Origin of the sequence: Paenibacillus sp. 276b (genome assembly GCF_900107875.1) — a bacterium.
Classification (GTDB): domain Bacteria; phylum Bacillota; class Bacilli; order Paenibacillales; family Paenibacillaceae; genus Paenibacillus; species Paenibacillus marchantiae.
In genome coordinates this window covers 2,452,767-2,473,997 of sequence record NZ_FNRR01000001.1, presented here as the reverse complement: position 1 = coordinate 2,473,997, position 21,231 = coordinate 2,452,767, and the positions used below count along the sequence as shown (strand labels likewise).

Sequence of the window (21,231 nt, the reverse complement as noted above, 5' to 3'; positions counted from 1 at the left end):
CCATTCGTGGCCTTCTCTTGGGGAGAGAGGTTTTCTTTTTTGTAGAAGTAAAAGGTCAACTTTCCTTAAACCCTTCTCCATGTACATCATGCACATCGCTAATAATAACAAATGCTCTAGGATCAACCGAACGCACAATCGTCTGCAAACGTCGGAATTCCTGCCTGGAGATGACACAGTAAGCAACATGTTTGGCCTGCTTCGAATATGCACCAATGGCGGGAATGAGCGTTACACCGCGGTCCATATCACGGGTAATCAAATCTGCAATCTCAGGTGCATGGTCACTGATGATCATAAATGCGCGAGCCGAATAGGCTCCTTCCTGAATGAAGTCGATCACTTTAGAAGCGATAAACACAGCTACAAGGGTATACAGTATTTTTTCTTTGGGAATGTAGACGAGGGAGATACCAATAATGATGAAATCGATACCTAATAGTACACGTCCCATACTCCAGCCATATTTTCGATTAAGAATGCGGGCAATGATGTCAGAGCCACCTGTCGTTCCACCCCAGCGGAATACGATGCCAAGCCCTGCTCCCAATGTAACTCCAGCGTAAAGTGCTGCAAGTAAAAGATCATTCTGGGTATGCAGCGGTTCAATCCAACCAAGATGAATCATTTTTTCAAATAACCACAGGAACACAGTAAGTGCTCCTATACCCACACCTGTATAGATCATCTGTCTGCCGCCCAATATCTTAAGCCCCACCAGAAAGAGTGGAATATTAACAACCAAGGTTGTAAGCGAAGGAGAGATGTTGAACGCATAATTTAGCAGGACCGTAATCCCGGTTACGCCGCCTTCCATGAGCTGGTTGGGGATGATGAAGTACAGAAGTCCAAAGGCATATAATGCCGTACCCAATAGGATGGGGAGAATCAATTTGAATTGAACCCAGGTTTTGGAAGTGCTCATAAGTTCCCTCTCCATTTTACAAATTAGAATGAGAAAGCAATCATTCCCATCTTAGTATACCTGTTTATCGATTCTTTAAAAATGATTTGTCGTTTATGATGGTGGAAGTGAATCTAAATAACTGATATATTAGGAACAAATACGACACAATTTCAAAAGGAGAATCCGTTCTCATGGAGAAAAGCATTGCAGAAATGCAGCGTGAGGTTGATCTGTATATTTCCCAGTTCAAAGAAGGATACTTCAGCCCGCTGGCCATGCTCGCCCGTATGTCTGAAGAGGTGGGAGAGCTTGCAAGGGAAGTGAATCACGAGTTCGGTGAAAAACCGAAAAAATCTTCCGAAGCAGACAATTCCATTGAGCTTGAGCTCGGTGATATTTTATTTATCACGATTTGTTTTGCTAATTCTCTCGGGATCGACCTGGCAGAGGCGCACGACAAAGTCATGCATAAATTTAACACACGCGATGCAAATCGGTGGACGCCAAAAAACACCGATTAGGCGTAGATTACATATGCTGTACCATCACCTCAATGAGGGAGGGACAGCTTGGATGATGAAACCGGAAGAGTATATGCAGCATGCGTACCGCTGTATTTTGCAAAATGATTTTGAGCAGGCGATTCGTTGGTTCGAATCTGCCATTGATGCTCACCCGGAACATGCGGAGCTCTATTATCGTTGTTCCATTACACATGCCCGCAGTCAACACTTGGCTCCAGCGCTTGAATATGCGCGTAAGGCTGTTGAACTGTCACAGGGGATAGAGGAATATGTTTTGCATTTACAGACCCTGGAAGCCAAACAGATAAGCCTTCAGGCCAAGGTGTTGCTTGAGCAGGCAGGAGACGTAACGCATGAACGATATGTGCAGGCGGCCGATCTGCTGAAACAGGCAGTTAAACTTGACCCGTTATATGTGGAAGCGCATATCATGCTTGCTCTTGCTTACAGCGATCTGAATGAGTTCGACCTTGCAACCCGTTCCGTACGTGACGCATTGTTGCTGGACCCGCAGAATGATCAACTGCATCTATTGTTACAGGAAATTAAGCAGCGTATGAAATCCATTCAATAAGATGCCATTTCATAACGGGATGGAAATCGTTTGAACTGGATTCAACCAAATGAACCAACATAGTGAGGAGATGCAGTCAAGATGAGTGAAGTAATAAGAGTTGCCGTAATCGGAGCGGCTGGCCGGATGGGCCGTGAAGTAGTGAAACTGGTGCTTCAAGATCCTGAACTGGAGCTCGCCGCAGCGGTCAACCGCTCAGGAGTAGGCACGGATGCCGGAACACTTGTCGGTCTACCCGAATGTGGGGTGCTTTTGACCGATGATATCGAGATGGCTTTTGCAGAGACTAAACCGCAGGTTATGGTGGACTTCACAGTCCCTCAATATGCCTTTGCCCATACAGAAATTGCCATTCGTCACGGAGTAAGACCTGTTATGGGTGTTACCGGCTTTACGCCGGAGCAGATCGAACAGCTGGACAAGCAGTGTCAGGACAAAGGCATTGGAGGGTTGATTGCCCCGAACTTCTCAATCGGTGCTATTCTGATGATGAGATTTGCCGCACAGGCTGCCAAACATATGCCGAATGTGGAGATCATCGAATATCACGGGGATCAGAAGCTGGATGCTCCTTCGGGTACAGCAATCAAAACAGCCGAGCTAATTGCAGCAAACCGCGAGGAACTTCGTCAGGGTAATCCGAATGAAGAAGAGACGATCGAAGGATCGCGTGGCGGATATTATAATGGATTCCGAATTCATAGCGTACGGTTGCCGGGAGTGTTCGCCCAGCAGGAAGTGGTATTTGGAGACTTTGGCCAATCCCTCAAAATTCGTCATGACTCCTATGAACGTGCAGGTTATATGCCTGGTGTTAAGATTGGTGTACAGAAGGTTATGGAATATACAGGACTTATCTACGGATTTGATCACTTTATCGACTAAGAGAGGTAGTTCAAAAAGTCAACTTTTGAACACACACTAAAAGGAGATTGTCATGTTGAAAATTGCATTTATTGCCCATGATCGCAAAAAAGAAGAGATGGTTAACTTCGTGACAGCCTACGAAAATGTATTTACAGACCATCAACTATACTCGACAGGTACAACAGGTCTTCGCATTATGGAAGGAACCTCTTTACAGATCCATCGGTTTGAATCCGGTCCACTGGGCGGGGATCAACAGATCGGAGCCTTGGTTGCGCAAAATGAGATGGATTTGATTATTTTTCTGCGTGATCCATTGATGGCACAGCCTCATGAACCAGATATTAACGCTTTGCTGCGTCTGTGCGATGTACAGGGGATTCCGCTTGCTACGAATATTGCAACTGCAGAGATTCTCGTTAAAGCGCTCGATCGCGGTGATTTTGGCTGGAGAGAGCTTGTACATAAATACAAGCCTGAGGGTGGATTGAATTCGGGTGATGCTCAATGAGTTTGGACATTCTCATATTTGGTGCACACGCGGATGATGCAGAGATTGGGATGGCAGGAACGATTGCCAAACATACTGCAGCTGGACTGAAAGTAGGCGTGTGTGATCTGACCCGGGCGGAGATGTCTTCCAACGGGACGGTAGAGCGCAGAGCCGAGGAAGCGGAGCAAGCCTCCCGCGTCCTCGGTCTTTCGTGTCGAAGCAATCTCGGTTTGCCTGATCGGGGGCTGTATATTACTCCAGAACACATCGAGGCTGTGACTGCCGAGATACGGCGTCATGCCCCTCGAATCGTGTTTGCGCCATATTGGGAGGATCGTCACCCGGATCATGTGATGTGCAGCAAACTGGTGCAGGAGGCTGTCTTTAATGCCAAGCTTAGAAACTATATGCCGGACATGCCCGCAGTTCAGGTGAAAGAATTGTATTTTTACTTTATTAACGATATCGGACCAACGGATTTGATTGTGGATATTACGGAACACTATGAGCAGAAGGAAAATTCATTGCTCAGTTATCGATCTCAGTTCGAATTGGGAGAAGGCGCAGTTGCCACTCCATTGACTCAAGGATATATTGAACGTGTGAAAGCTCGGGATTCTTTGCTCGGACAGCGGAGCCTTATTCCATTTGCAGAAGGATTCGCTAGCATTACACCTTATGTAGTTCATCAATTTGGCCAAGCGGCCAAGTCATAAAACGATCGAACTTGCTCGTATAAATCATTTATCAATTGCATTTCCGTTGCATTACATCAACCTGCACACGCGGGAGATTAAAGGAGCGTCCACCGGATGGATCAAAAGCTAAAAATTGGTATTACCTGTTATCCGTCCCTCGGAGGGTCTGGCGTTGTCGCAACGGAGCTGGGCAAATTGCTTGCCGAACAGGGTCACCAGGTTCACTTTATTGCTAATAGTATCCCGTTTAGACTGGGTAAATTCCAGAAAAATATTTTTTATCATGAAGTTGAGGTCAACGATTACTACGTCTTCCGTTATCCACCGTATGACCTGTCATTGGCCACGAAAATGGCGCAAGTAGCCAAAGCACAGCAACTGGATCTGCTACATGTACATTATGCAGTTCCACATGCGGTGTGTGCCTTTTTGGCAAAACAAATGGTTGGTGAGGACTTAAAGGTGGTTACAACGTTACACGGAACAGATATTACTGTGCTGGCGCAGGATGAGTCGTTGAAGGATTTGATTCGACTTGCCATCAACGAGAGTGATGCGGTTACGGCCGTATCTCAGGATTTGATTCGTGAAACGGTTGAGTTGCTGGATATAAGACGTCCAATCGATCTGACCTATAACTTTATTGATAAAAGAATTTATTATCCACGTGATGCAGCAAGTCTGCGTAGAGACTTCGCAGCACCTCACGAAAAAATACTGATGCATATCTCCAACTTCCGTCCTGTGAAGAGAACACAGGATGTGGTAGAAGTGTTCCGTCAAGTACAGGAGCAAGTACCTGCCAAGCTGTTATTTGTTGGAGAAGGACCGGACTTGCCGAAGATTCAATGGAAGATTAATGAGCTTGGACTGAATGACAAGGTTCATTTCCTAGGTAAGCAGGATGATATTGCTCAAGTCATTTCGATGGCTGATGTGCTTATGCTGCCGTCTGAGAAGGAAAGCTTTGGACTGGTAGCACTCGAAGCCATGGCTTGTGGTGTACCTACTATTGGATCACAGGCAGGGGGTATTCCTGAACTGGTATTGCACGGCAAGACCGGATTTTTGTCTCCAATTGGCGACACGCAATCGATGGCGGAGAACACGATTCGTTTGTTGACTGACGACCGTTTGACAGCAGACTTCAGAGAGGCATGTTTGAGACGGGCCCATCATGATTTCTGTAATGATGCCATTCGGCATGAATATGAACAAATATACTACCGGGTGCTGGGACGTGAAGTTCCGAATCTGAAGCCGGTTTGTGGCTGATTGTCAGATAGGATTGTTCCATCTTGGAAATATATCTGTGTAAGCCACACCAAGCAACACGTAGTTATGGGGTGAGAGTAAGTGGTTCAATGGACACAGGTAGATCATGAAATGGCAAGACAAAGTGAACAGGTACTGCGAACATTAAATGAAACAGGGTACGAAGCTTATTGGGTCGGTGGTTGTGTGCGTGATGAACTGCTGGAACGTAGCGTGGATGATATGGATATCACCACGTCCGCTTCTCCTGAGCAAGTCATGGAACTGTTCGCGGATTGTATTCCTACGGGCCTCCAGCATGGAACGGTTACTGTACGTTCAGGAGGTTTTTACTTTGAAGTTACAACTTTTCGCACTGAATCTGAATATAAGGATAATCGAAGACCCACTGCCGTTCAATTTGTGCAGGATGTCAAAGAAGATTTGCAGCGGCGTGACTTCACAATGAATGCTCTCGCTATGGATCGTGACGGTAATATCGTTGATCCTTTTGGTGGACAATCGGATATTCAGGATGGACGGGTCAGGTGTGTGGGATCGGCGGCAGAACGGTTTGGAGAAGATGCGCTGCGGATGCTTCGCTGTGTTCGTTTTGCTTCAGTATTTGATTTCAAAATTGCCTACAACACCTGGAAGGGGTTAGTTCGACAAAAGGATCTGCTACAACATATCGCCATGGAAAGAGTACGTACCGAAATGGTGAAAATGATGGCAGGCCCCCATCCACTGCGCGGTCTGGAATTGCTGTTTCGCAGCCAGGCACTGGAGCATGTGAAGGCACCAATCTCCATGGAGCGATTCAATAAAGCCCTCATGTCCAATATGGAACAATTGAAGGAAGAAAACGTTTTATTGCGCTGGTCCATGGTGCTGATTGCAGGCCATTATACCAGGGATGAAGCAGATGCTTTACTTCGAAAATGGACGTTTTCTAATGACGATCGTTCCCGCATTAATGGAGTTCTCCAGGTCGAACAGTTGATCCAGACTGTCGTACAAGAGCAGAAGGATGAAGAGACACTTCGATCAGAATGGATCGTAACTGTGCTGTCTGGAGGACGTCAGGCAACAGAGGACTGGCTCATCATTCAACAACTGCTACCAACTGGTTGGAGGGATCAAGAGGTTCTGCACGAAGAACAGATCGTATTAATACAATCACGAGGTGCAGCATGGAGTCAATCCATGAAGGTGCATGAACTGAAAGATCTGCATATTACGGGTGAGAACGTTTTGCAGTTACTTGGACGCAAGGGCGGACCATGGCTGGGACAACTAATGAAGCATCTTTTAAGAGAGACTGCGATCGGAAATATAGCGAATCAGCATGACATGCTGACCAACGAAGTAAAGCGGGTGGCTGCAGATGACAAAGCATGAGGAACTGTTACATATGTTACTGAATGCCGAAGGAGAGTTTGTGTCTGGTGAAGAGATTAGTCGCAACCTTTCCATTAGCCGAACGGCCGTGTGGAAGCACGTAAACAAACTGCGTGACATGGGTTATGAGTTTGAGGCCGTATCTCGCAAAGGGTATCGCTTGATCACGAAACCGGACAGTATCGATGCCACAGCGCTTCAGCTGGCATTGGAAACGACGGTGTTTGGGCGGAAGGCAATCATTCTGAATTCCACGTTGTCCACCCAAGGTGATGTTCAGCACATGGCTGAACAGGGGCAGGGCGAAGGGGCAGTGGTGCTGGCAGAAGAACAAACGGGTGGACGAGGCCGCTTTGGACGTAAATGGTTCTCACCACCTGGACGAGGCATCTGGATGAGTGTTCTAATGCGTCCGGAGCTTGCCCTGCAAAATACACCACAGCTTACGTTATTAACGGGTGTGGCGGTGTGTCGTGCCATTCGATCATATACAGGTGCTGATGCTGGGATCAAATGGCCTAACGATCTTTTGATTGATGGTCGTAAAGTATGCGGAATTCTACTTGAATCAACCGTCGAAGACCACGAATTACGCTACTGTATCGCAGGCATAGGCGTGGATGTGAACTTCGATCCTAAGGATTATCCCGAGGATCTGATAACAATCGCAACTTCGCTTAAGATGGAGACCGGACAAACCATAGACCGAACCAAACTTGCAGCGGCCATTCTCTCGGAATTGGAGCGTTTGTATTTTTTGTATCAAAAGGAAGGGTTCGGTGTGATCTCTTCGCTCTGGGAAGCTTTGTCCGTATCCATGAATCGTGAAATTAAGGTGGCTAATCCGCAGGGTATCATCGAAGGTACTGCCATTGGCCTTGATCCTTCTGGTGCATTGATTTTGGAGAAGAAAAACGGTGAGCGAGTATCGGTTTACTCCGGTGAAGTTTCATTGGTAAATTAAACAATTTGTCGAATTTACACCGTAAAAATGAACATAAGACGTGAACTTTGGGCAGAACTTTGGTATACTGTGTTCGTGAGGCGATATCGGCTAATGCAGACCGAATTGCACTCCGGCAATAGTATGCTTTGTTCTGCTTCAAAATGTTGCAGTGACAAGGCAAGAATGGTAGTAAAGTGAGTTGTTGGATTCTGCTCTGAGCCGAAGAGGACCGAGACAGAAGGGACGATCGCAAGTGACTCTTTTTTGACTTTTCGGGACTTTTTAGTGGAAACTAAAAGGTTTTTTTGTTGCGTTTAAATTGAAAAGATGAGAGGAGCCATAACGAAAATGGCAAACAAACAAGCATTGAATATTGTGAAAATGAAAAAATATAAGCAGGACGGCGTGCCGCTTAGCATGATTACAGCTTACGATTATCCGACAGCCCAATTGGCCGAGGAAGCGGGTATCGATCTAATTCTGGTTGGTGATTCACTGGGAAACGTGGTATTGGGTTATAACTCCACCTTGCCTGTTACGATCGAAGATATGGTGTACCATACACGCTCTGTAGTACGTGGTGCGGGAAATACGTTTATCGTGGCTGATATGCCCTTCATGACGTATCATGGTAGCTTGGATGAGACGCTTAAAGGTGTCCGTCGCCTGATGCAGGAAGGTCATGCACAAGCGGTCAAGATGGAGGGCGGTCTTGAAATCGCGGATACGGTAAAAGCGGTTGTGCAAGCCGGTGTACCTGTACTTGGACATATCGGACTTACACCGCAATCCGTGAATCAAATTGGCGGTTATCGTATTCAGGGCAAGGATGCTGCTGATGCCAAACGGCTGATGGACGAAGCCAAGGCGCTTGAAGCAGCTGGCGCTTTCGGCATTGTACTCGAACTGGTCACGGAAGAAGTGGCAAGAGCGATCTCGGAGGAATTGTCTATTCCTACGATTGGCATTGGCGCAGGTAGAGGGTGTGATGGTCAGGTACTGGTATTCCATGATGTGGTTCAGTATGCTTCCCCATACACGCCAAAACGCTTTGTCAAATCGTATGGAGACGTAGGTACATTGATTCGCAACAGCATCGAGTCCTATGTGAAAGAAGTCAAGGATCGCTCGTTCCCGGCACAGGAGCATGTATTTACCGCTGCTGACGGCGTTCTGGATCAATTGTACGGACATCGCAAAGAAAAGGTGGAGACCAACGTATGAAAGTGATACGGACAATCGCAGAATTAAGACAAGAGCTTAGCTTGAAACGTCAGTCGATTCAGTCCAGACAGTCCGTTGTAGGACTCGTGCCTACGATGGGATTTCTTCATGAAGGCCATGCAAGTTTGATGCAAGCGGCCAAACAACAGAGTGATATCGTGGTTTTGAGCATATTTGTAAACCCAATTCAATTCGGTCCGAATGAAGACTTTGACAGTTACCCTAGGGATGAAGCTAGAGATGTGGAAACTGCACGAGCAAAAGGGGTGGATATCGTATTTATTCCCTCTGTTGAAGAGATGTATCCACAGCCTACACAAACGACCGTATCGGTTTCCCGCTTAACGGATCGCTTGTGCGGTGCTTCTCGTCCAGGGCATTTTGACGGAGTGACTACGGTCGTGTCAAAGCTCTTTAACATTGTACAACCGCAGCGTGCATTTTTTGGCATGAAGGACGCACAGCAGGTAGCTGTGATCCAGCAGATGGTTAACGATTTAAACATGGCGGTTGAGATTGTGCCTTGTCCTATCGTTCGTGAAAGTGATGGCTTGGCGCTTAGTTCGCGCAACGTGTACCTCAGCACAGAACAGCGTCAGGAAGCTCTTGTTCTGTCCAAGGCTCTGCGTGAGGCACAGGAAGCTGTAGATGCAGGGACGGCAATGACAGCAGCGGATATCCGCGTTATATTGCGTGAGAACATTGAACGTTCACCAATGGCCGTGATTGATTATGCTGAAATTCAGGCTTTTCCAAGTCTTGAGCCACTTTTGGATCAGGAAAAAGTTCATGGTCGTGACGATCTGTTGATCGCACTTGCAGTAAAATTCGGCAAAACAAGATTGATTGACAATATAAGGCTGCAAAAATCGGAGGTACTGTCCCATGTTTAGAACACTAATGAAATCCAAAATTCACCGGGCAACCGTTACGGAAGCAAACCTGAACTATGTGGGTAGCATTACCATAGATGAAGATCTAATGGAAACTTCCGATCTAATGGAAAATGAAAAAGTGCAAATTGTGAATAACAACAATGGTGCACGTCTGGAAACCTATGTCATTCCAGGCCCACGTGGAAGTGGAGTTATCTGTTTGAATGGAGCAGCAGCTCGCCTGGTACAGCCTGGAGATACCGTCATTATCATTTCATATGCAATGATGTCTCAAGAAGAGGCAAATAATCACAAGCCTACCGTTGTATTTGTGGATGGACAGAACAAACCTGTGCAAACGATGAAACACGAAGTTCATGCGACGATTATGTAATCGACTGGTAAGGGGAATGAAATCGACCCATTCTACAAAAAATGAGTACAGGTCACTGCACTAATCCATTTTTTCAAGGGTGGGGATGCATCGATGTTCCAGCATGTTTTCGCAGAAATGAATGACATGTTAGATGAAATTATCAAGCGCTACCCTTCTGCTGAAGGCCTAAGCAAACAGGAATTGCTGCAAAAGTGGAATTTGCTGAAGCGGATGAGTGACGGGATGATTGATGAGTGGCTGATGTTTGAAGAAAAAATGAGCCAGGTGAGGGAAAGGGAACTGGATAAGCCTGCTTCCCTCGAACCTGAACAGGAAGCTGTTACCGCACTGCCAGAACTGCATTTGGAGTGTTTCAGTCGCGGTCAGGGATATTTCAAACTGCAAATGTACCCGCAGGCGATTATGCAATTTTCTAGGGTTGTGACCGACTATCCGGAAAGTGCATTGACTCGTTTTTACCTGGCTCTTGCTCATCTCAACCTGGAACAAACCGAGGAAGCAGGAATACACTTGCAGCGGATCATGCATCTGAACGGTTCGCCGAGATTAAAAGGGTTGGTATGTAACGTCCTGGGCTGTATCGAGGCCAAGCTCGCGAATCCTGAAGGTGCATGTTCATTATTTGCGCAGGCGCTTCAGTATGACCCATCGTTGACCGAACCGCTGTATAACATGGAAGCTTGTCGTTTAAACAGCGGAAAATTGCAATATGCAAATCAGCTGACTGCCTTAAATTAGGGCTATTCGGCGGCATTAAGACGGTGTTCCCTCCTCTGGCATAGCGGCGGGGACACCGCCTTTTTTGTCAGTTAATTTTCAAACGCCCTTTTTTTTGCTATGCTGTAACATAGACTGGAATGGAAGGGACCGTACATTGCAATGAAATTTGCCGTATTGGATTTCGAAACAACCGGCACGCAGTCCGACGGTGAGATTATACAGGCCGGACTTGCCATCATAGATCATGACTACAGCATAACTCAAATATATAGTTCTTATGTGAACCCAGGTGTACCGATTCCTCCGTTTATTACGGGGTTAACCGGTATTACCGATGAAGATGTGGCGGATGCTCCCTCATTGGAAGAGATGATGATGGAGATGGTTCCGCTGCTTGATGATGTGGTTCTTGTTGGACACAATGTTGCTTTTGATTTTCATTTTCTTCAAAATGCACTCGATCGATGCGGTTATCTGCCATTTACCGGACGGATCCTGGATACGATTGATTTCCTGAAGATCTCGTTCCCGTCACTGGGCTCTTATCAACTCGGTTATGTGTCTTCGGAATTCGGATTTCAGCATGACCGTCCTCATCAGGCAGACAGTGATGCTCTTGCAACAGCTTTTGTATTACTGAAGTGTCTCGATGAGCTGCGTGCATTGCCTCTGATCACGATTCAGCGCCTCAGTGACCTGTTTGCACCGGAAGACAGTGACTTGGGTTGGTTCTTCGATGGAATGCGTTCTGAGAAGGAAGCAGAGCCTATTCAGGATCTGGATGGTCATACGTATTACCGCCAGCTTGCCCTGAACGTGAGTGACTGGACCGATATAGGCTCACCACGTGATGAGCGAGAGGGTAATCCGCTGGAAGGCGTGAGTTTTGAGCAGTTTATGGATCAGGTTAGAGATAACCTGAAGGAGACGCTGGACCATTATGAGGAGCGTGAGGCGCAAACTCAAATGTTCAGCAGTGTACGACAAGCTTTGGATGAGGAGAAACATCTCTTAATCGAAGCTGGGACAGGTACGGGCAAATCACTTGGTTATTTGCTGCCTGCCATCTATGAAAGTGTAAAACAGGAACAGAAAGTGATGGTCAGCACACATACCATCAACCTGCAGGAGCAATTGAGAGAGCGGGATATTCCTATGCTGACCCAAGTGGTTCCGTTCCCGTTCAAGGCAGCGGTGTTCAAAGGACGTGGGCACTATCTGTGTCTGCGTAAGTTTGAGCATAAAATCAATAAACGTGAATTTGCTACACCGAAAGAGGATTATTTTACAGCGGCTCAGATGATTGTCTGGCTTACTCAGACGGAGACTGGAGACGACGAGGAGCTTAATCTAAGCGGGCGCGGAGGAGACTTCTGGGAGACGGTACAGAGTGAGTCTGAGTCCTGTCTTGGACGTTCCTGTCCTTGGTTCCGCAAATGTTTCTATCACCGGGCCAAACATGAAGCCGGGCTTTCCGATATCGTCATTACGAATCATTCGAAATTGTTTACGGATGTCAAAGCAGCACATCAGCTGCTGCCAGCCTACGAAAGTCTCGTCATCGATGAAGCACATCATCTGGAGGACGTAGCAGGTAAGCACCTTGGTCTTCATATGAAATATTTCACGTTGGTTCATACACTGACCCGACTGTTTAAAGATAGCCGAAATGGCCAACTGCCGATGCTGCGTTCTCAATTGTCGGGTCATGAAAATTCGGTACAGTGGGGCTCCATGATTGATCAGATGTTCCCGCTTGCTGTCGAAGTTAAAGAGATGTGGGATCGACTAAGCGATGCCTTGTTCGGACTGCTGCCTGAACGCAGCGATGCTTCTCCAGGCGAGACAGGACAATTCTCACTTAGACTGAAGTCTTCACAAAAACCAGCCAAATGGCAGGAATTGCAGGACGCTGAAAACCAAATTTATGTCACCCTAGGCGATTTGATTCGTAAAGGCGACAAGCTGCTGCTTGAAGTGAAAGAAGATCAGGACGATTATCAGTCCGATAGTCTGATTACGGATATCTCAGGTCTGCTCAAGGATTTGGCAACGATTAAGGATAATCTGCGTTTCTTCATGCGGATGGATGATGCCAATACCGTGTACTGGATGGAGGCCAGCGGCCAGTTCCGCAGTAAATCACTGCAACTCTATGCTGTTCCTGTCGATGTCAGTGCACAATTGAAGGATATGTTCTTTGATAAAAAGAAAAGCGTTGTGCTTACATCGGCTACGCTCTCCGTTGACAAGTCATTTCAATTCATGATCGAACAGCTGGGTTTGCAGGAAGCTGCCGACAATAACCGTCTGTTAACGTCGATGCTACCTTCACCGTTCAATTATCGAGAACAAGCGCTGCTTGTCATTCCGCGTGATTTCCCAAGCGTGAAGGGCAGTGTAGGCGATGCACACTTTGTGGATATGCTCGTGCACTCGCTCGCGGAAACGGCTATTGCGACTCGTGGACGCATGATGGTGTTGTTTACCTCCTACCGCATGCTGCGACAGGTCTATGACCCGCTTAAGGAGGCCTTGTCAGGCAACGATATCTCTTTGCTTGGGCAAGGGGTGGACAGCGGCAGCCGTTCCAAGCTTACACGTCGGTTCCAAGATGCTAAAGCAACGGTGCTACTTGGCACAAGCAGCTTTTGGGAAGGCGTGGACATTCCGGGAGAGGCTCTGACCTGCCTTGCAATTGTCAGACTGCCGTTCCAGCCACCGAATCATCCATTAGTGGAAGCGAAGAGCGAGCTTTTGCAGCAGCAGAAGAAAAACCCGTTTATGAAGCTATCCGTGCCACAAGCCGTCATCCGTTTCAAACAGGGATTTGGCAGACTGGTTCGTACAGGCAAAGACAGAGGCATTGTGATTGTATACGATACACGCGTTATTGAAGCGTATTATGGCAAGTACTTTTTATATTCATTACCTGGTCCCAAAATGGAGCACATGCTTACAGAGCAGATGGTTCCACGCATTTCGGAATGGCTCGAGAGACCAACCGAAGAGCAACAATAACAGATACGCTCTGTAGCTTCCATTATTGCAAGGCGCCAGTGATTGGCGGTAAAATTGAGTAATATCATGTATTCGTTTCATGGATATGCGAGTAAAGCGATTAAAGCAATTATCCATTATATAACAAGGAGCATCCTGTTTAATTCAGTAATCATTTTGCATCGTTTTAGACAGGGTGCTCATCTTTTCATCTATCTATCGTGGCCTTGGTAAGGGGGAGCAATGAATGAAATCAGATAAAATTTCGGAAGCCGTGGTGCGTAGATTACCTGTTTACTTGCGTTATTTGAATGAACTGCATCAGCGGGAAGTCAATACGGTTTCTTCACAAGAACTTGGACTGAGGCTGGATTTGAATCCTGCCCAGATTCGTAAAGACTTGGCTTACTTTGGTGACTTTGGTCGTAAAGGGATTGGATATGACGTTTCATATCTCATTGAGAAAATCCGCCATATTTTAAAAATAGACCAGCAGATCAATGTAGCTCTTGTCGGAGCAGGTAATTTGGGACATGCCTTGTCCAATTACAATGCCTATCTCAAAGACAACATGAAGATCGTCGCTGTATTTGATGCCTACGGTCCGAAAATTGGGAGTCAAATCAACAGTTTGACGGTACAACCGATGAATGAATTAACAGATTCGGTCAAAAAAGATAACATTCGTATAGGTATTATCACGGTTCCGGATACGGAAGCCCAAAATGTTGCAGATCAGCTGATTGAGTCAGGAATTGAAGCGATTCTGAACTTTGCGCCAACGATCCTGAAGACCCCGCCGCATATTCGCATTCATCATGCTGATTTTACGACGGATCTACTTAGCCTGGCTTATTACTTGGAGAATGGAAAGGACGACGAGGAAGATGACGACAAATAGATGGGTAATTCACAACGGCAAATTTGCCGTGAGTGAAGGTACGAATTGGAACGTGGTTCAAGGTTTTATGGTTGTTGAGAATGACAAGATTGTGCATATTGGTGAGACATTGCCGGAAGGAGACGAAAGCCTGACAAAGGTGGACGGAAAAGGACTGTTCTTCTTGCCGGGTCTGATCAATACGCATGGTCACGCGGCCATGTCGCTCCTCAGAGGCCATGGAGACGATCTGGCGTTACAAGTATGGTTGCAGGAGAAAATGTGGCCAATGGAAGCCAAAATGACGTCTGAAGACGTATATTGGGGCACATCACTTTCCGTGCTTGAAATGTTGAAGGGTGGAACAACAGCGTTCCTAGATATGTATGATCATATGGATCAGGTTGCGAAAGTGGTGGAACAATCCGGCGTTCGGGCTGCTCTGGCACGTGGGGTAATCGGGCTTTGCTCAGAAGAAGAACAACTGCGCAAGCTCGAAGAGTCCGCAGCATTTGCCCGTCAATGGAATGGACAAGCAGACGGAAGAATTACAACCGTAATCTCTCCGCACGCCCCTTACACTTGCCCTCCGGATTACATAGAGAAGCTGGTACAGGTTGCTCATGATCTGAATCTGCCTTTGCATACGCATATGTCTGAAACGCTTCGCGAAGTGGAACAGAACGTGGCTGATTACGGACTGCGTCCAGTCGCACATCTGGAGAAGCTAGGATTTTTCTCCCGTCCATCTCTGGTTGCACATGCGGTACATCTGAATGATGAAGAGATCGAGATTCTCGCAAAGCATGATGTAGCAGTTTCCCACAATCCAGGCAGTAACCTGAAATTGGCTTCGGGTGTTGCGCGTGTGCCTGATCTGTTGAAAGCAGGCGTGACTGTGTCTCTGGGAACAGACGGACCAGCAAGTAACAATAACCTGGATATGTTTGAAGAGATGAGATTGGCTGCGTTGATTCACAAAGGTGTGTCCGGTGACCCTACTGCAGTGCCGGCAGGGGAAGCGCTTCTGCTTGGAACTTCATATGGTGCTAAATCCATATTCCTGAACAATACAGGCGCTCTGCAAGTTGGCATGAAGGCTGACTTCATCGCGTTGAACATCGAACAGGCCCATTTCTATCCGCATACGGATCTGATTTCCCATACGGTCTACTCGGCATCGGCCAAAGATGTGGAGCATGTGTGGGTGGATGGTAAACAAGTGGTTAAACATGGCGAATGTCTTACGATGGATGAAGAGCGCATTCTGCGTGAGTCTCAGCTGGCATTTGACAGTTTGCTTGCCCGTTAATTACAAGGACAGCATCGTCATAGGGAAAGGAAGTTCGGCTTTTGAAGAAAAAAAAGAAGTGGATATGGATTTCGCTGCTGCTCCTGGTTCTGATTCTGTTTGGACTTCAGCGTTATTATGTCTATGTTACCCAGGATCAGCGCAAGGAAGAGGCGTTGGCCATACAGGCGGCCCAGGAACAGCTGGGGATTACGTCCCACGAAGAGCTGCGTAAGTATGTCTGGGGGCAGAAAGACGGCGGAGACAACATATACTGGACCCTGATCGGCAAAAATAAGGATAACCAGGATGTCATGGTGTGGATCAAGTTTGATGAGAATAACAAACCTGTGACGGGAACCAAAGCAGTACACGGGGAACTGTTAAAGAACGGCATGAATGAGGCTCAGATTCGAAATCGGTTCAGCTCTGAAGTTCCCGGTGGGGAGATCAAACGAATCATGCCAGGCGTTGTGAATGGAATCTATGTATGGCAAGTGTATTATAATGATGATACTCACAACTATTATCGGTTTTACCGCTTCAGCAACGGGGAACAAGTGGACCTGGTCTATACGATTCCGAACAGCTAGAAGTAGCAGACGTACTATCGTCTGAAGAGAATACATTAAAGAACCGGCAGACGGAAACCCGACTGGTCCGGTTCTTTGGCGTACTTTGTTGATCATTTTGGATTTGAATAGTTAAAATTAATAATTTATTCATATTTTCGCCTTAGATATTGTATATACGATGTGATATACTCAAATATGTATTCAAGGATACATCATACACAAATAAATCCTGTTAGGCACATCACAGGACATTACGTACACATATTCATATTCTTGCCTACAAGTTATAGGATGGGCCAAAATTTAGGAGGGGTAACTCACTTGAAGATAAAAGTATTGCCTATTGCTCTGACTGCCGTCATTTCAGCCGTTGTGTTGTTTGGAGGTTGGTTTGTGTATCGTCATGTGGCTGTGCAAAGCCCAATTGAAAAAATGGTTACCCAGTACGATGGAGTCAATGATGTTCAATTAACTATTAACCGCAATGATGTACAGTTGAAACTCGATCTGCAGCCGGATGTTAATCTGGGCAGGTTGGTACAATATATTCACAAAGAAGGACAGACCTTGATTGGCACTCGTTCGTTGAAGCTGGATGTCGTAGATCATTCCAACGAAGCATTAGAGAGCTGGTGGGGAAGCGCGATGTTTACCGTAGCACAAGCGATGGAGAACAAGCAATACACCGAAATTACACCGACCTTGTCTAAAATGGCTACAAATGGGATCAAGGTAAATACAGCCATGGATGACAATAATGTATATGTCAGTCTCAGAGATGGAGATGCCAGTAAGTTTATTATTCTGCCGCGTGTGCCCGGTCAGATAGGAGTGTGGCCTAATGCCTAAATGGACGAAAGAAATTGCCATTGGATTTGTACCCGTATTAATTATCTTTCTCGCTTTTATTGGTGTAAACATGATTCCCATTCTGATCGCTGTAATGCTTGTGGGAGCTCTGCTGCTCATGATGCAAATGCGGGGTGGGATTACGGTGGGGGCAGGTCAGGAACGTAAACGCAAGAAAAAAGGCCCTTCCAAGCTGACTTTTGAAGAAATCGGTGGTCAGGAGAGTGCCAAGCAGGAACTGCGGGAAGCGCTTGATTTTCTCATTCGACATGAAGAAATTCAGAAGTTTGGTATTCGTCCTTTGAAAGGTATACTGCTTACTGGCCCTCCAGGAACAGGTAAAACCTTGATGGCCAAAGCTGCTGCTCATTATACCGACTCTGTTTTTGTAGCTGCTTCAGGCAGTGAGTTTGTTGAGATGTATGTTGGTGTAGGTGCAGGCAGAATACGTGATTTGTTCCGTGATGCAAGAACTCGCGCCGCTAAAGAAAATAAGGAAAATGCCATTATATTTATTGATGAAATTGATGTGATCGGTGGAAAACGCGAAGGTGGACAACAGCGTGAATATGATCAGACGCTGAATCAGCTGTTGACGGAAATGGATGGCATATACTCTTCCGAAACACCACGTATACTCGTGATCGCCGCTACGAACCGAAAAGAAATGCTGGATAGCGCACTGACGCGTCCAGGTCGTTTTGACCGTCATATTCAGGTAGACTTGCCGGATAAGAAAGGCAGAAAACACATACTGGAGCTGCATGCAGTTAATAAACCTCTTTTGGAAGGGGTCAGCCTTGATAAGACAGCAGAAGAATCCTATGGTTTCTCTGGAGCGCAGCTGGAAAGCGTGATGAACGAAGCAGCAATTTATGCAATGAGAGACGGGCTGCTTAACATTGAACAGCGTCATCTGTCCCTTGCGATTGATAAAGTAATGATGGGTGAGAAGACAGACCGCGAATCCAGCGTGGAAGAGAAGAAAAGAGTGGCTATTCATGAGTTGGGACATGCCATCATGGCTGAACTGGTTCGTCCTGGCAGTGTGAGTCAGGTTGCACTTAGCCCTCGTGGACAGGCATTGGGTTATGTACGTCATAACCCGCAACAAGAGCAATTTCTGTACACGAAGCGTTTTCTTGAAGAGCAAATCATGATTGCCCTCGGAGGTGCAGCAGCGGAGGAAATGTATTACGGTGGACGTAGTACAGGATCGCGTAATGACTTTGAACAAGCAACGAATGTAGTACAGACGATGATGGCTTCCGGGCTCACGACGTTGGGTATTGTTAACATGGATATGGTAACTACAGAAGAATTGATGCGGGAGAATAAATTAATCCTGCAAGACCTGATGGAACAGACCAAACGATTGCTTGAAGAACAGCGGACAATTTTCGACAATTCCCTCGACACGTTGCTCAGGGAAGAAGTATTGTCTGGCGATCAATTTCGTTGTCAATTTCGTGACAGCGCCCTTCTACCGGCATAATTTATTTATGTCGGTTATTTTTTTTTACATTTCAGTCGTGCTAAGATATTATTATATGTTGGGTCGAAATTTGTAATTTTCGGCGAACAGGGTACAATAGAGAAATAGAGAACCGAAAGGATGGAGCAGAACCATGTTTTTCAAAAAGATAGGAGTTGTCGGCGGCGGCACGATGGGGCAAGGTATTTCCCAGATGCTTGCAGCCAAAGGACTTGATGTGCTTCTGGTGGAACACACAACGGAGAAGCTGGATCATGCGTATAACATGATTGAGACGAACCTTGATAAACAACTGGAGAAATGGGCCATTACGAAGGCTGAGAAGAAATTGATTCTCTCCCGTATTACCAAAGTTGCTCATCTGGCTGAACTCGGAACTTGCGATATGGTCATTGAGACTATTTCTGAAGATCTGGAAGCGAAAAAAGCGGTATTCAGTCAACTTGACCAAGTTTGCCCAAGCAACGTAATTCTTGCAAGTAATACATCCACGCTGAGTTTGACTGAGCTTGCAAGCTCAACCAAATACCCAGAGCGTGTTATTGGTATGCACTTTATTCACCCGGTTTCCCGGGTTGATCTTGTAGAGATTATTCGTGGTCTGAAAACATCCGATAGCACTTTTGCAGAAACTAGACGTTTTGTGGAAGAAGTAGCGGACAAAAAAGGCGTTATGATCTATGAATCACCTGGATTTGTTACGTCCAGACTGATCTGTCTTCTGATCAACGAAGCGCTGCATGTACTGCAGGAAGGTGTCGCTTCCGCTGAAGATATTGATGACGCTATGCGTATCGGATACAATTTCCAGCACGGACCGCTTGAGATGGCAGACCGTTTCGGATTGGATTCAGTAGAAGCTGCACTCGAAAGAATGTTCCGTGAATTCGGTGAATTGAAATATCGTCCTTCCACAGTTCTGAAGAAAATGGTGCGTGCAGGACACCTGGGTGTTAAAACAGGCGAAGGATTCTTCAAGTACGACAAGGATGGTGACCGGCTGTGAAAGTACTCGTAATTAATGCGGGGAGTTCCTCGCTCAAATATCAATTGTATAACATGACGGATGAATCTGTATTGGCAAAAGGTCTGGTAGAGCGGATCGGCATGGACTCTTCCATTCTGACTCATAAACCAACGGGCCGCGAGGATGTTACGGAAGTTAGCGAAATTCTCGAACATACTACAGCGATTCGTAAAGTTATTGACATCCTGACAGATAAAGAAAACGGTGTGCTTGGTTCCGTTGATGAAATTCAGGCTGTTGGACATCGTGTGGTTCACGGTGGTGAAGCATTTAAGGAATCGACATTGGTTGATGATGCTGCCAAAGCAGAAATCCGCCGTCTGTTCGATCTGGCTCCACTTCATAACCCTGCAGCAATGATGGGTATTCGTGCGGCTGAATCCAATATGCCAGGAGTACCACAGGTAATGGTCTTTGATACGGCTTTCCATCAAACGATGCCGGAAAAAGCATATCTGTATGCCATTCCACGTGTGCTTTACAAAAAGTATAAAGTGCGTCGTTATGGAGCACATGGTACTTCCCATGATTACGTAAGCAAGGCAGCAGCTGAATATCTGGATCGTCCATTGGAAGATCTGAAGATCATCACATGCCATGTTGGTAATGGTGGTAGTGTAACGGCTGTACAAGGCGGCGTATCCGTGGACACGTCTATGGGCATGACTCCACTCGAAGGATTGATGATGGGAACACGTAGTGGTGACCTGGATCCGGCAATTGTACCTTATGTTATGAACAAGGAAGAACTGAGCGTGAGCGAAGTAAACTCCATGTTGAATAAACATAGTGGACTTCTTGCAATCTCCGGCATCAGCAGCGACATGCGTGAAATCACGGAAGGTATGGAAGCTGGCGATGCTAACTCCACGCTTGCATTCGAGATGTACGAATACCGTTTGCGTAAATACATCGGTTCTTATGCAGCAGCAATGAACGGTGTAGACGTGATCGTATTTACGGCTGGTGTAGGTGAAAACTCCGTTGTTCTTCGCCAAAAAGTATGTGAGCAACTCACGTACCTGGGTGTTGAACTGGATGAAGCGCTGAATGCAATTCGCTCTGGAGAGCCACGCCGCATCACAACAGCGAATTCCAAAGTGGACGTTCTCGTAGTTCCTACGAACGAAGAATTGGTGATTGCAAGAGATACACACCGAATCGTATTGAATTCTCTGTAATCTAATTGTAAAGTGAATATAGCATGACAAGGAAGTGCAGGGGACAGGCATAT

21 protein-coding genes are annotated in these 21,231 nt (G+C 46.4%); 20 read left to right on the top strand and 1 reads right to left on the bottom strand.

The window, feature by feature from the left end:
* Positions 1-55: 55 nt before the first annotated feature.
* Positions 56-925: a YitT family protein gene (locus BLV50_RS10555; RefSeq protein ID WP_063566789.1), complete on the bottom strand. Its 870-nt coding sequence runs from the start codon at positions 923-925 to the stop codon at positions 56-58.
* A gap of 173 nt (positions 926-1,098) precedes the next feature.
* Here BLV50_RS10555 and BLV50_RS10550 point away from each other — a divergent pair, with 173 nt between their 5' ends.
* The 20 genes from BLV50_RS10550 to BLV50_RS10455 all read left to right on the top strand — a co-directional run bounded on the left by BLV50_RS10550 (position 1,099) and on the right by BLV50_RS10455 (position 21,178).
* Positions 1,099-1,428 carry a nucleotide pyrophosphohydrolase gene (locus tag BLV50_RS10550; protein ID WP_024630636.1) on the top strand — a complete coding sequence of 110 codons (330 nt, stop codon included), beginning with the start codon at positions 1,099-1,101 and terminating at the stop codon, positions 1,426-1,428.
* 52 nt (positions 1,429-1,480) lie between these two features.
* Positions 1,481-2,005, top strand: coding sequence for a tetratricopeptide repeat protein (locus BLV50_RS10545; protein WP_256337920.1), 525 nt, complete (start codon positions 1,481-1,483; stop codon positions 2,003-2,005).
* A gap of 81 nt (positions 2,006-2,086) precedes the next feature.
* Complete coding sequence (dapB, locus tag BLV50_RS10540; protein ID WP_053780709.1) at positions 2,087-2,890, top strand: 4-hydroxy-tetrahydrodipicolinate reductase; 804 nt, start codon at positions 2,087-2,089, stop codon at positions 2,888-2,890.
* A gap of 52 nt (positions 2,891-2,942) precedes the next feature.
* Complete coding sequence (gene mgsA, locus BLV50_RS10535; RefSeq protein WP_024630633.1) at positions 2,943-3,383, top strand: methylglyoxal synthase; 441 nt, start codon at positions 2,943-2,945, stop codon at positions 3,381-3,383.
* Complete coding sequence (gene bshB1 / locus BLV50_RS10530) at positions 3,380-4,081, top strand: bacillithiol biosynthesis deacetylase BshB1 (RefSeq protein WP_063566791.1); 702 nt, start codon at positions 3,380-3,382, stop codon at positions 4,079-4,081. The genes mgsA and bshB1 overlap by 4 nt, the downstream gene beginning before the upstream one ends.
* A 96-nt stretch (positions 4,082-4,177) precedes the next feature.
* Positions 4,178-5,338 carry an N-acetyl-alpha-D-glucosaminyl L-malate synthase BshA gene (gene bshA / locus BLV50_RS10525; protein WP_064636876.1) on the top strand — a complete coding sequence of 387 codons (1,161 nt, stop codon included), beginning with the start codon at positions 4,178-4,180 and terminating at the stop codon, positions 5,336-5,338.
* A gap of 81 nt (positions 5,339-5,419) precedes the next feature.
* Complete coding sequence (locus BLV50_RS10520) at positions 5,420-6,718, top strand: CCA tRNA nucleotidyltransferase (RefSeq protein ID WP_244552106.1); 1,299 nt, start codon at positions 5,420-5,422, stop codon at positions 6,716-6,718.
* On the top strand, positions 6,705-7,682 hold the full coding sequence (locus BLV50_RS10515) for a biotin--[acetyl-CoA-carboxylase] ligase (RefSeq protein ID WP_063566793.1): 978 nt from the start codon (positions 6,705-6,707) through the stop codon (positions 7,680-7,682). The genes BLV50_RS10520 and BLV50_RS10515 overlap by 14 nt, the downstream gene beginning before the upstream one ends.
* A 330-nt stretch (positions 7,683-8,012) precedes the next feature.
* Positions 8,013-8,888 (top strand): 3-methyl-2-oxobutanoate hydroxymethyltransferase, encoded by an 876-nt coding sequence (panB, locus tag BLV50_RS10510; RefSeq protein ID WP_063566794.1) that lies wholly within the window; start codon positions 8,013-8,015, stop codon positions 8,886-8,888.
* Complete coding sequence (gene panC, locus BLV50_RS10505) at positions 8,885-9,781, top strand: pantoate--beta-alanine ligase (RefSeq protein ID WP_064636881.1); 897 nt, start codon at positions 8,885-8,887, stop codon at positions 9,779-9,781. Before panB ends, panC begins: the two co-directional genes overlap by 4 nt.
* On the top strand, positions 9,774-10,157 hold the full coding sequence (gene panD, locus BLV50_RS10500) for an aspartate 1-decarboxylase (RefSeq protein ID WP_024630626.1): 384 nt from the start codon (positions 9,774-9,776) through the stop codon (positions 10,155-10,157). The genes panC and panD overlap by 8 nt, the downstream gene beginning before the upstream one ends.
* Before the next feature lie 117 nt (positions 10,158-10,274).
* Positions 10,275-10,898: a tetratricopeptide repeat protein gene (locus tag BLV50_RS10495; RefSeq protein ID WP_231952455.1), complete on the top strand. Its 624-nt coding sequence runs from the start codon at positions 10,275-10,277 to the stop codon at positions 10,896-10,898.
* A 141-nt stretch (positions 10,899-11,039) separates the two neighbouring features.
* Positions 11,040-13,901 carry an ATP-dependent DNA helicase DinG gene (gene dinG / locus BLV50_RS10490; protein ID WP_079694038.1) on the top strand — a complete coding sequence of 954 codons (2,862 nt, stop codon included), beginning with the start codon at positions 11,040-11,042 and terminating at the stop codon, positions 13,899-13,901.
* A 226-nt stretch (positions 13,902-14,127) separates the two neighbouring features.
* A complete protein-coding gene (locus BLV50_RS10485; protein WP_053780717.1) occupies positions 14,128-14,781 on the top strand; it encodes a redox-sensing transcriptional repressor Rex in 654 nt (217 codons plus the stop codon).
* A complete protein-coding gene (locus BLV50_RS10480; protein ID WP_090807375.1) occupies positions 14,768-16,072 on the top strand; it encodes an amidohydrolase in 1,305 nt (434 codons plus the stop codon). Before BLV50_RS10485 ends, BLV50_RS10480 begins: the two co-directional genes overlap by 14 nt.
* A 41-nt stretch (positions 16,073-16,113) precedes the next feature.
* A complete protein-coding gene (locus BLV50_RS10475) occupies positions 16,114-16,644 on the top strand; it encodes a cell wall elongation regulator TseB-like domain-containing protein (protein WP_090807373.1) in 531 nt (176 codons plus the stop codon).
* Between the two features lie 303 nt (positions 16,645-16,947).
* Positions 16,948-17,475, top strand: coding sequence for a hypothetical protein (locus BLV50_RS10470; protein ID WP_090807371.1), 528 nt, complete (start codon positions 16,948-16,950; stop codon positions 17,473-17,475).
* Positions 17,468-18,970: an AAA family ATPase gene (locus BLV50_RS10465; protein WP_063566801.1), complete on the top strand. Its 1,503-nt coding sequence runs from the start codon at positions 17,468-17,470 to the stop codon at positions 18,968-18,970. The genes BLV50_RS10470 and BLV50_RS10465 overlap by 8 nt, the downstream gene beginning before the upstream one ends.
* Positions 18,971-19,103: 133 nt before the next feature.
* Entirely contained in the window at positions 19,104-19,976 is an 873-nt protein-coding gene (locus BLV50_RS10460) for a 3-hydroxyacyl-CoA dehydrogenase family protein (protein WP_063566802.1), read from the top strand.
* Positions 19,973-21,178, top strand: a complete 1,206-nt coding sequence (locus tag BLV50_RS10455) for an acetate/propionate family kinase (RefSeq protein ID WP_063566803.1) — start codon at positions 19,973-19,975, stop codon at positions 21,176-21,178. Before BLV50_RS10460 ends, BLV50_RS10455 begins: the two co-directional genes overlap by 4 nt.
* The last annotated feature ends 53 nt before the right edge of the window (positions 21,179-21,231 follow it).

Excerpts from the sequence above, each read along its gene's own strand:
- panC (WP_064636881.1), top strand. The coding sequence starts at position 8,885 with ATGAAAGTGATACGGACAATCGCAGAATTAAGACAAGAGCTTAGCTTG.
- bshB1 (WP_063566791.1), top strand. The coding sequence starts at position 3,380 with ATGAGTTTGGACATTCTCATATTTGGTGCACACGCGGATGATGCAGAG.
- BLV50_RS10545 (WP_256337920.1), top strand. The coding sequence starts at position 1,481 with ATGATGAAACCGGAAGAGTATATGCAGCATGCGTACCGCTGTATTTTG.
- panD (WP_024630626.1), top strand. The coding sequence starts at position 9,774 with ATGTTTAGAACACTAATGAAATCCAAAATTCACCGGGCAACCGTTACG.
- BLV50_RS10495 (WP_231952455.1), top strand. The coding sequence starts at position 10,275 with ATGAATGACATGTTAGATGAAATTATCAAGCGCTACCCTTCTGCTGAA.
- mgsA (WP_024630633.1), top strand. The coding sequence starts at position 2,943 with ATGTTGAAAATTGCATTTATTGCCCATGATCGCAAAAAAGAAGAGATG.
- dapB (WP_053780709.1), top strand. The coding sequence starts at position 2,087 with ATGAGTGAAGTAATAAGAGTTGCCGTAATCGGAGCGGCTGGCCGGATG.
- BLV50_RS10480 (WP_090807375.1), top strand. The coding sequence starts at position 14,768 with ATGACGACAAATAGATGGGTAATTCACAACGGCAAATTTGCCGTGAGT.
- BLV50_RS10515 (WP_063566793.1), top strand. The coding sequence starts at position 6,705 with ATGACAAAGCATGAGGAACTGTTACATATGTTACTGAATGCCGAAGGA.
- panB (WP_063566794.1), top strand. The coding sequence starts at position 8,013 with ATGGCAAACAAACAAGCATTGAATATTGTGAAAATGAAAAAATATAAG.
- BLV50_RS10550 (WP_024630636.1), top strand. The coding sequence starts at position 1,099 with ATGGAGAAAAGCATTGCAGAAATGCAGCGTGAGGTTGATCTGTATATT.
- BLV50_RS10460 (WP_063566802.1), top strand. The coding sequence starts at position 19,104 with ATGTTTTTCAAAAAGATAGGAGTTGTCGGCGGCGGCACGATGGGGCAA.
- BLV50_RS10465 (WP_063566801.1), top strand. The coding sequence starts at position 17,468 with ATGCCTAAATGGACGAAAGAAATTGCCATTGGATTTGTACCCGTATTA.
- dinG (WP_079694038.1), top strand. The coding sequence starts at position 11,040 with ATGAAATTTGCCGTATTGGATTTCGAAACAACCGGCACGCAGTCCGAC.
- BLV50_RS10555 (WP_063566789.1), bottom strand. The coding sequence starts at position 925 with ATGAGCACTTCCAAAACCTGGGTTCAATTCAAATTGATTCTCCCCATC.
- BLV50_RS10485 (WP_053780717.1), top strand. The coding sequence starts at position 14,128 with ATGAAATCAGATAAAATTTCGGAAGCCGTGGTGCGTAGATTACCTGTT.
- bshA (WP_064636876.1), top strand. The coding sequence starts at position 4,178 with ATGGATCAAAAGCTAAAAATTGGTATTACCTGTTATCCGTCCCTCGGA.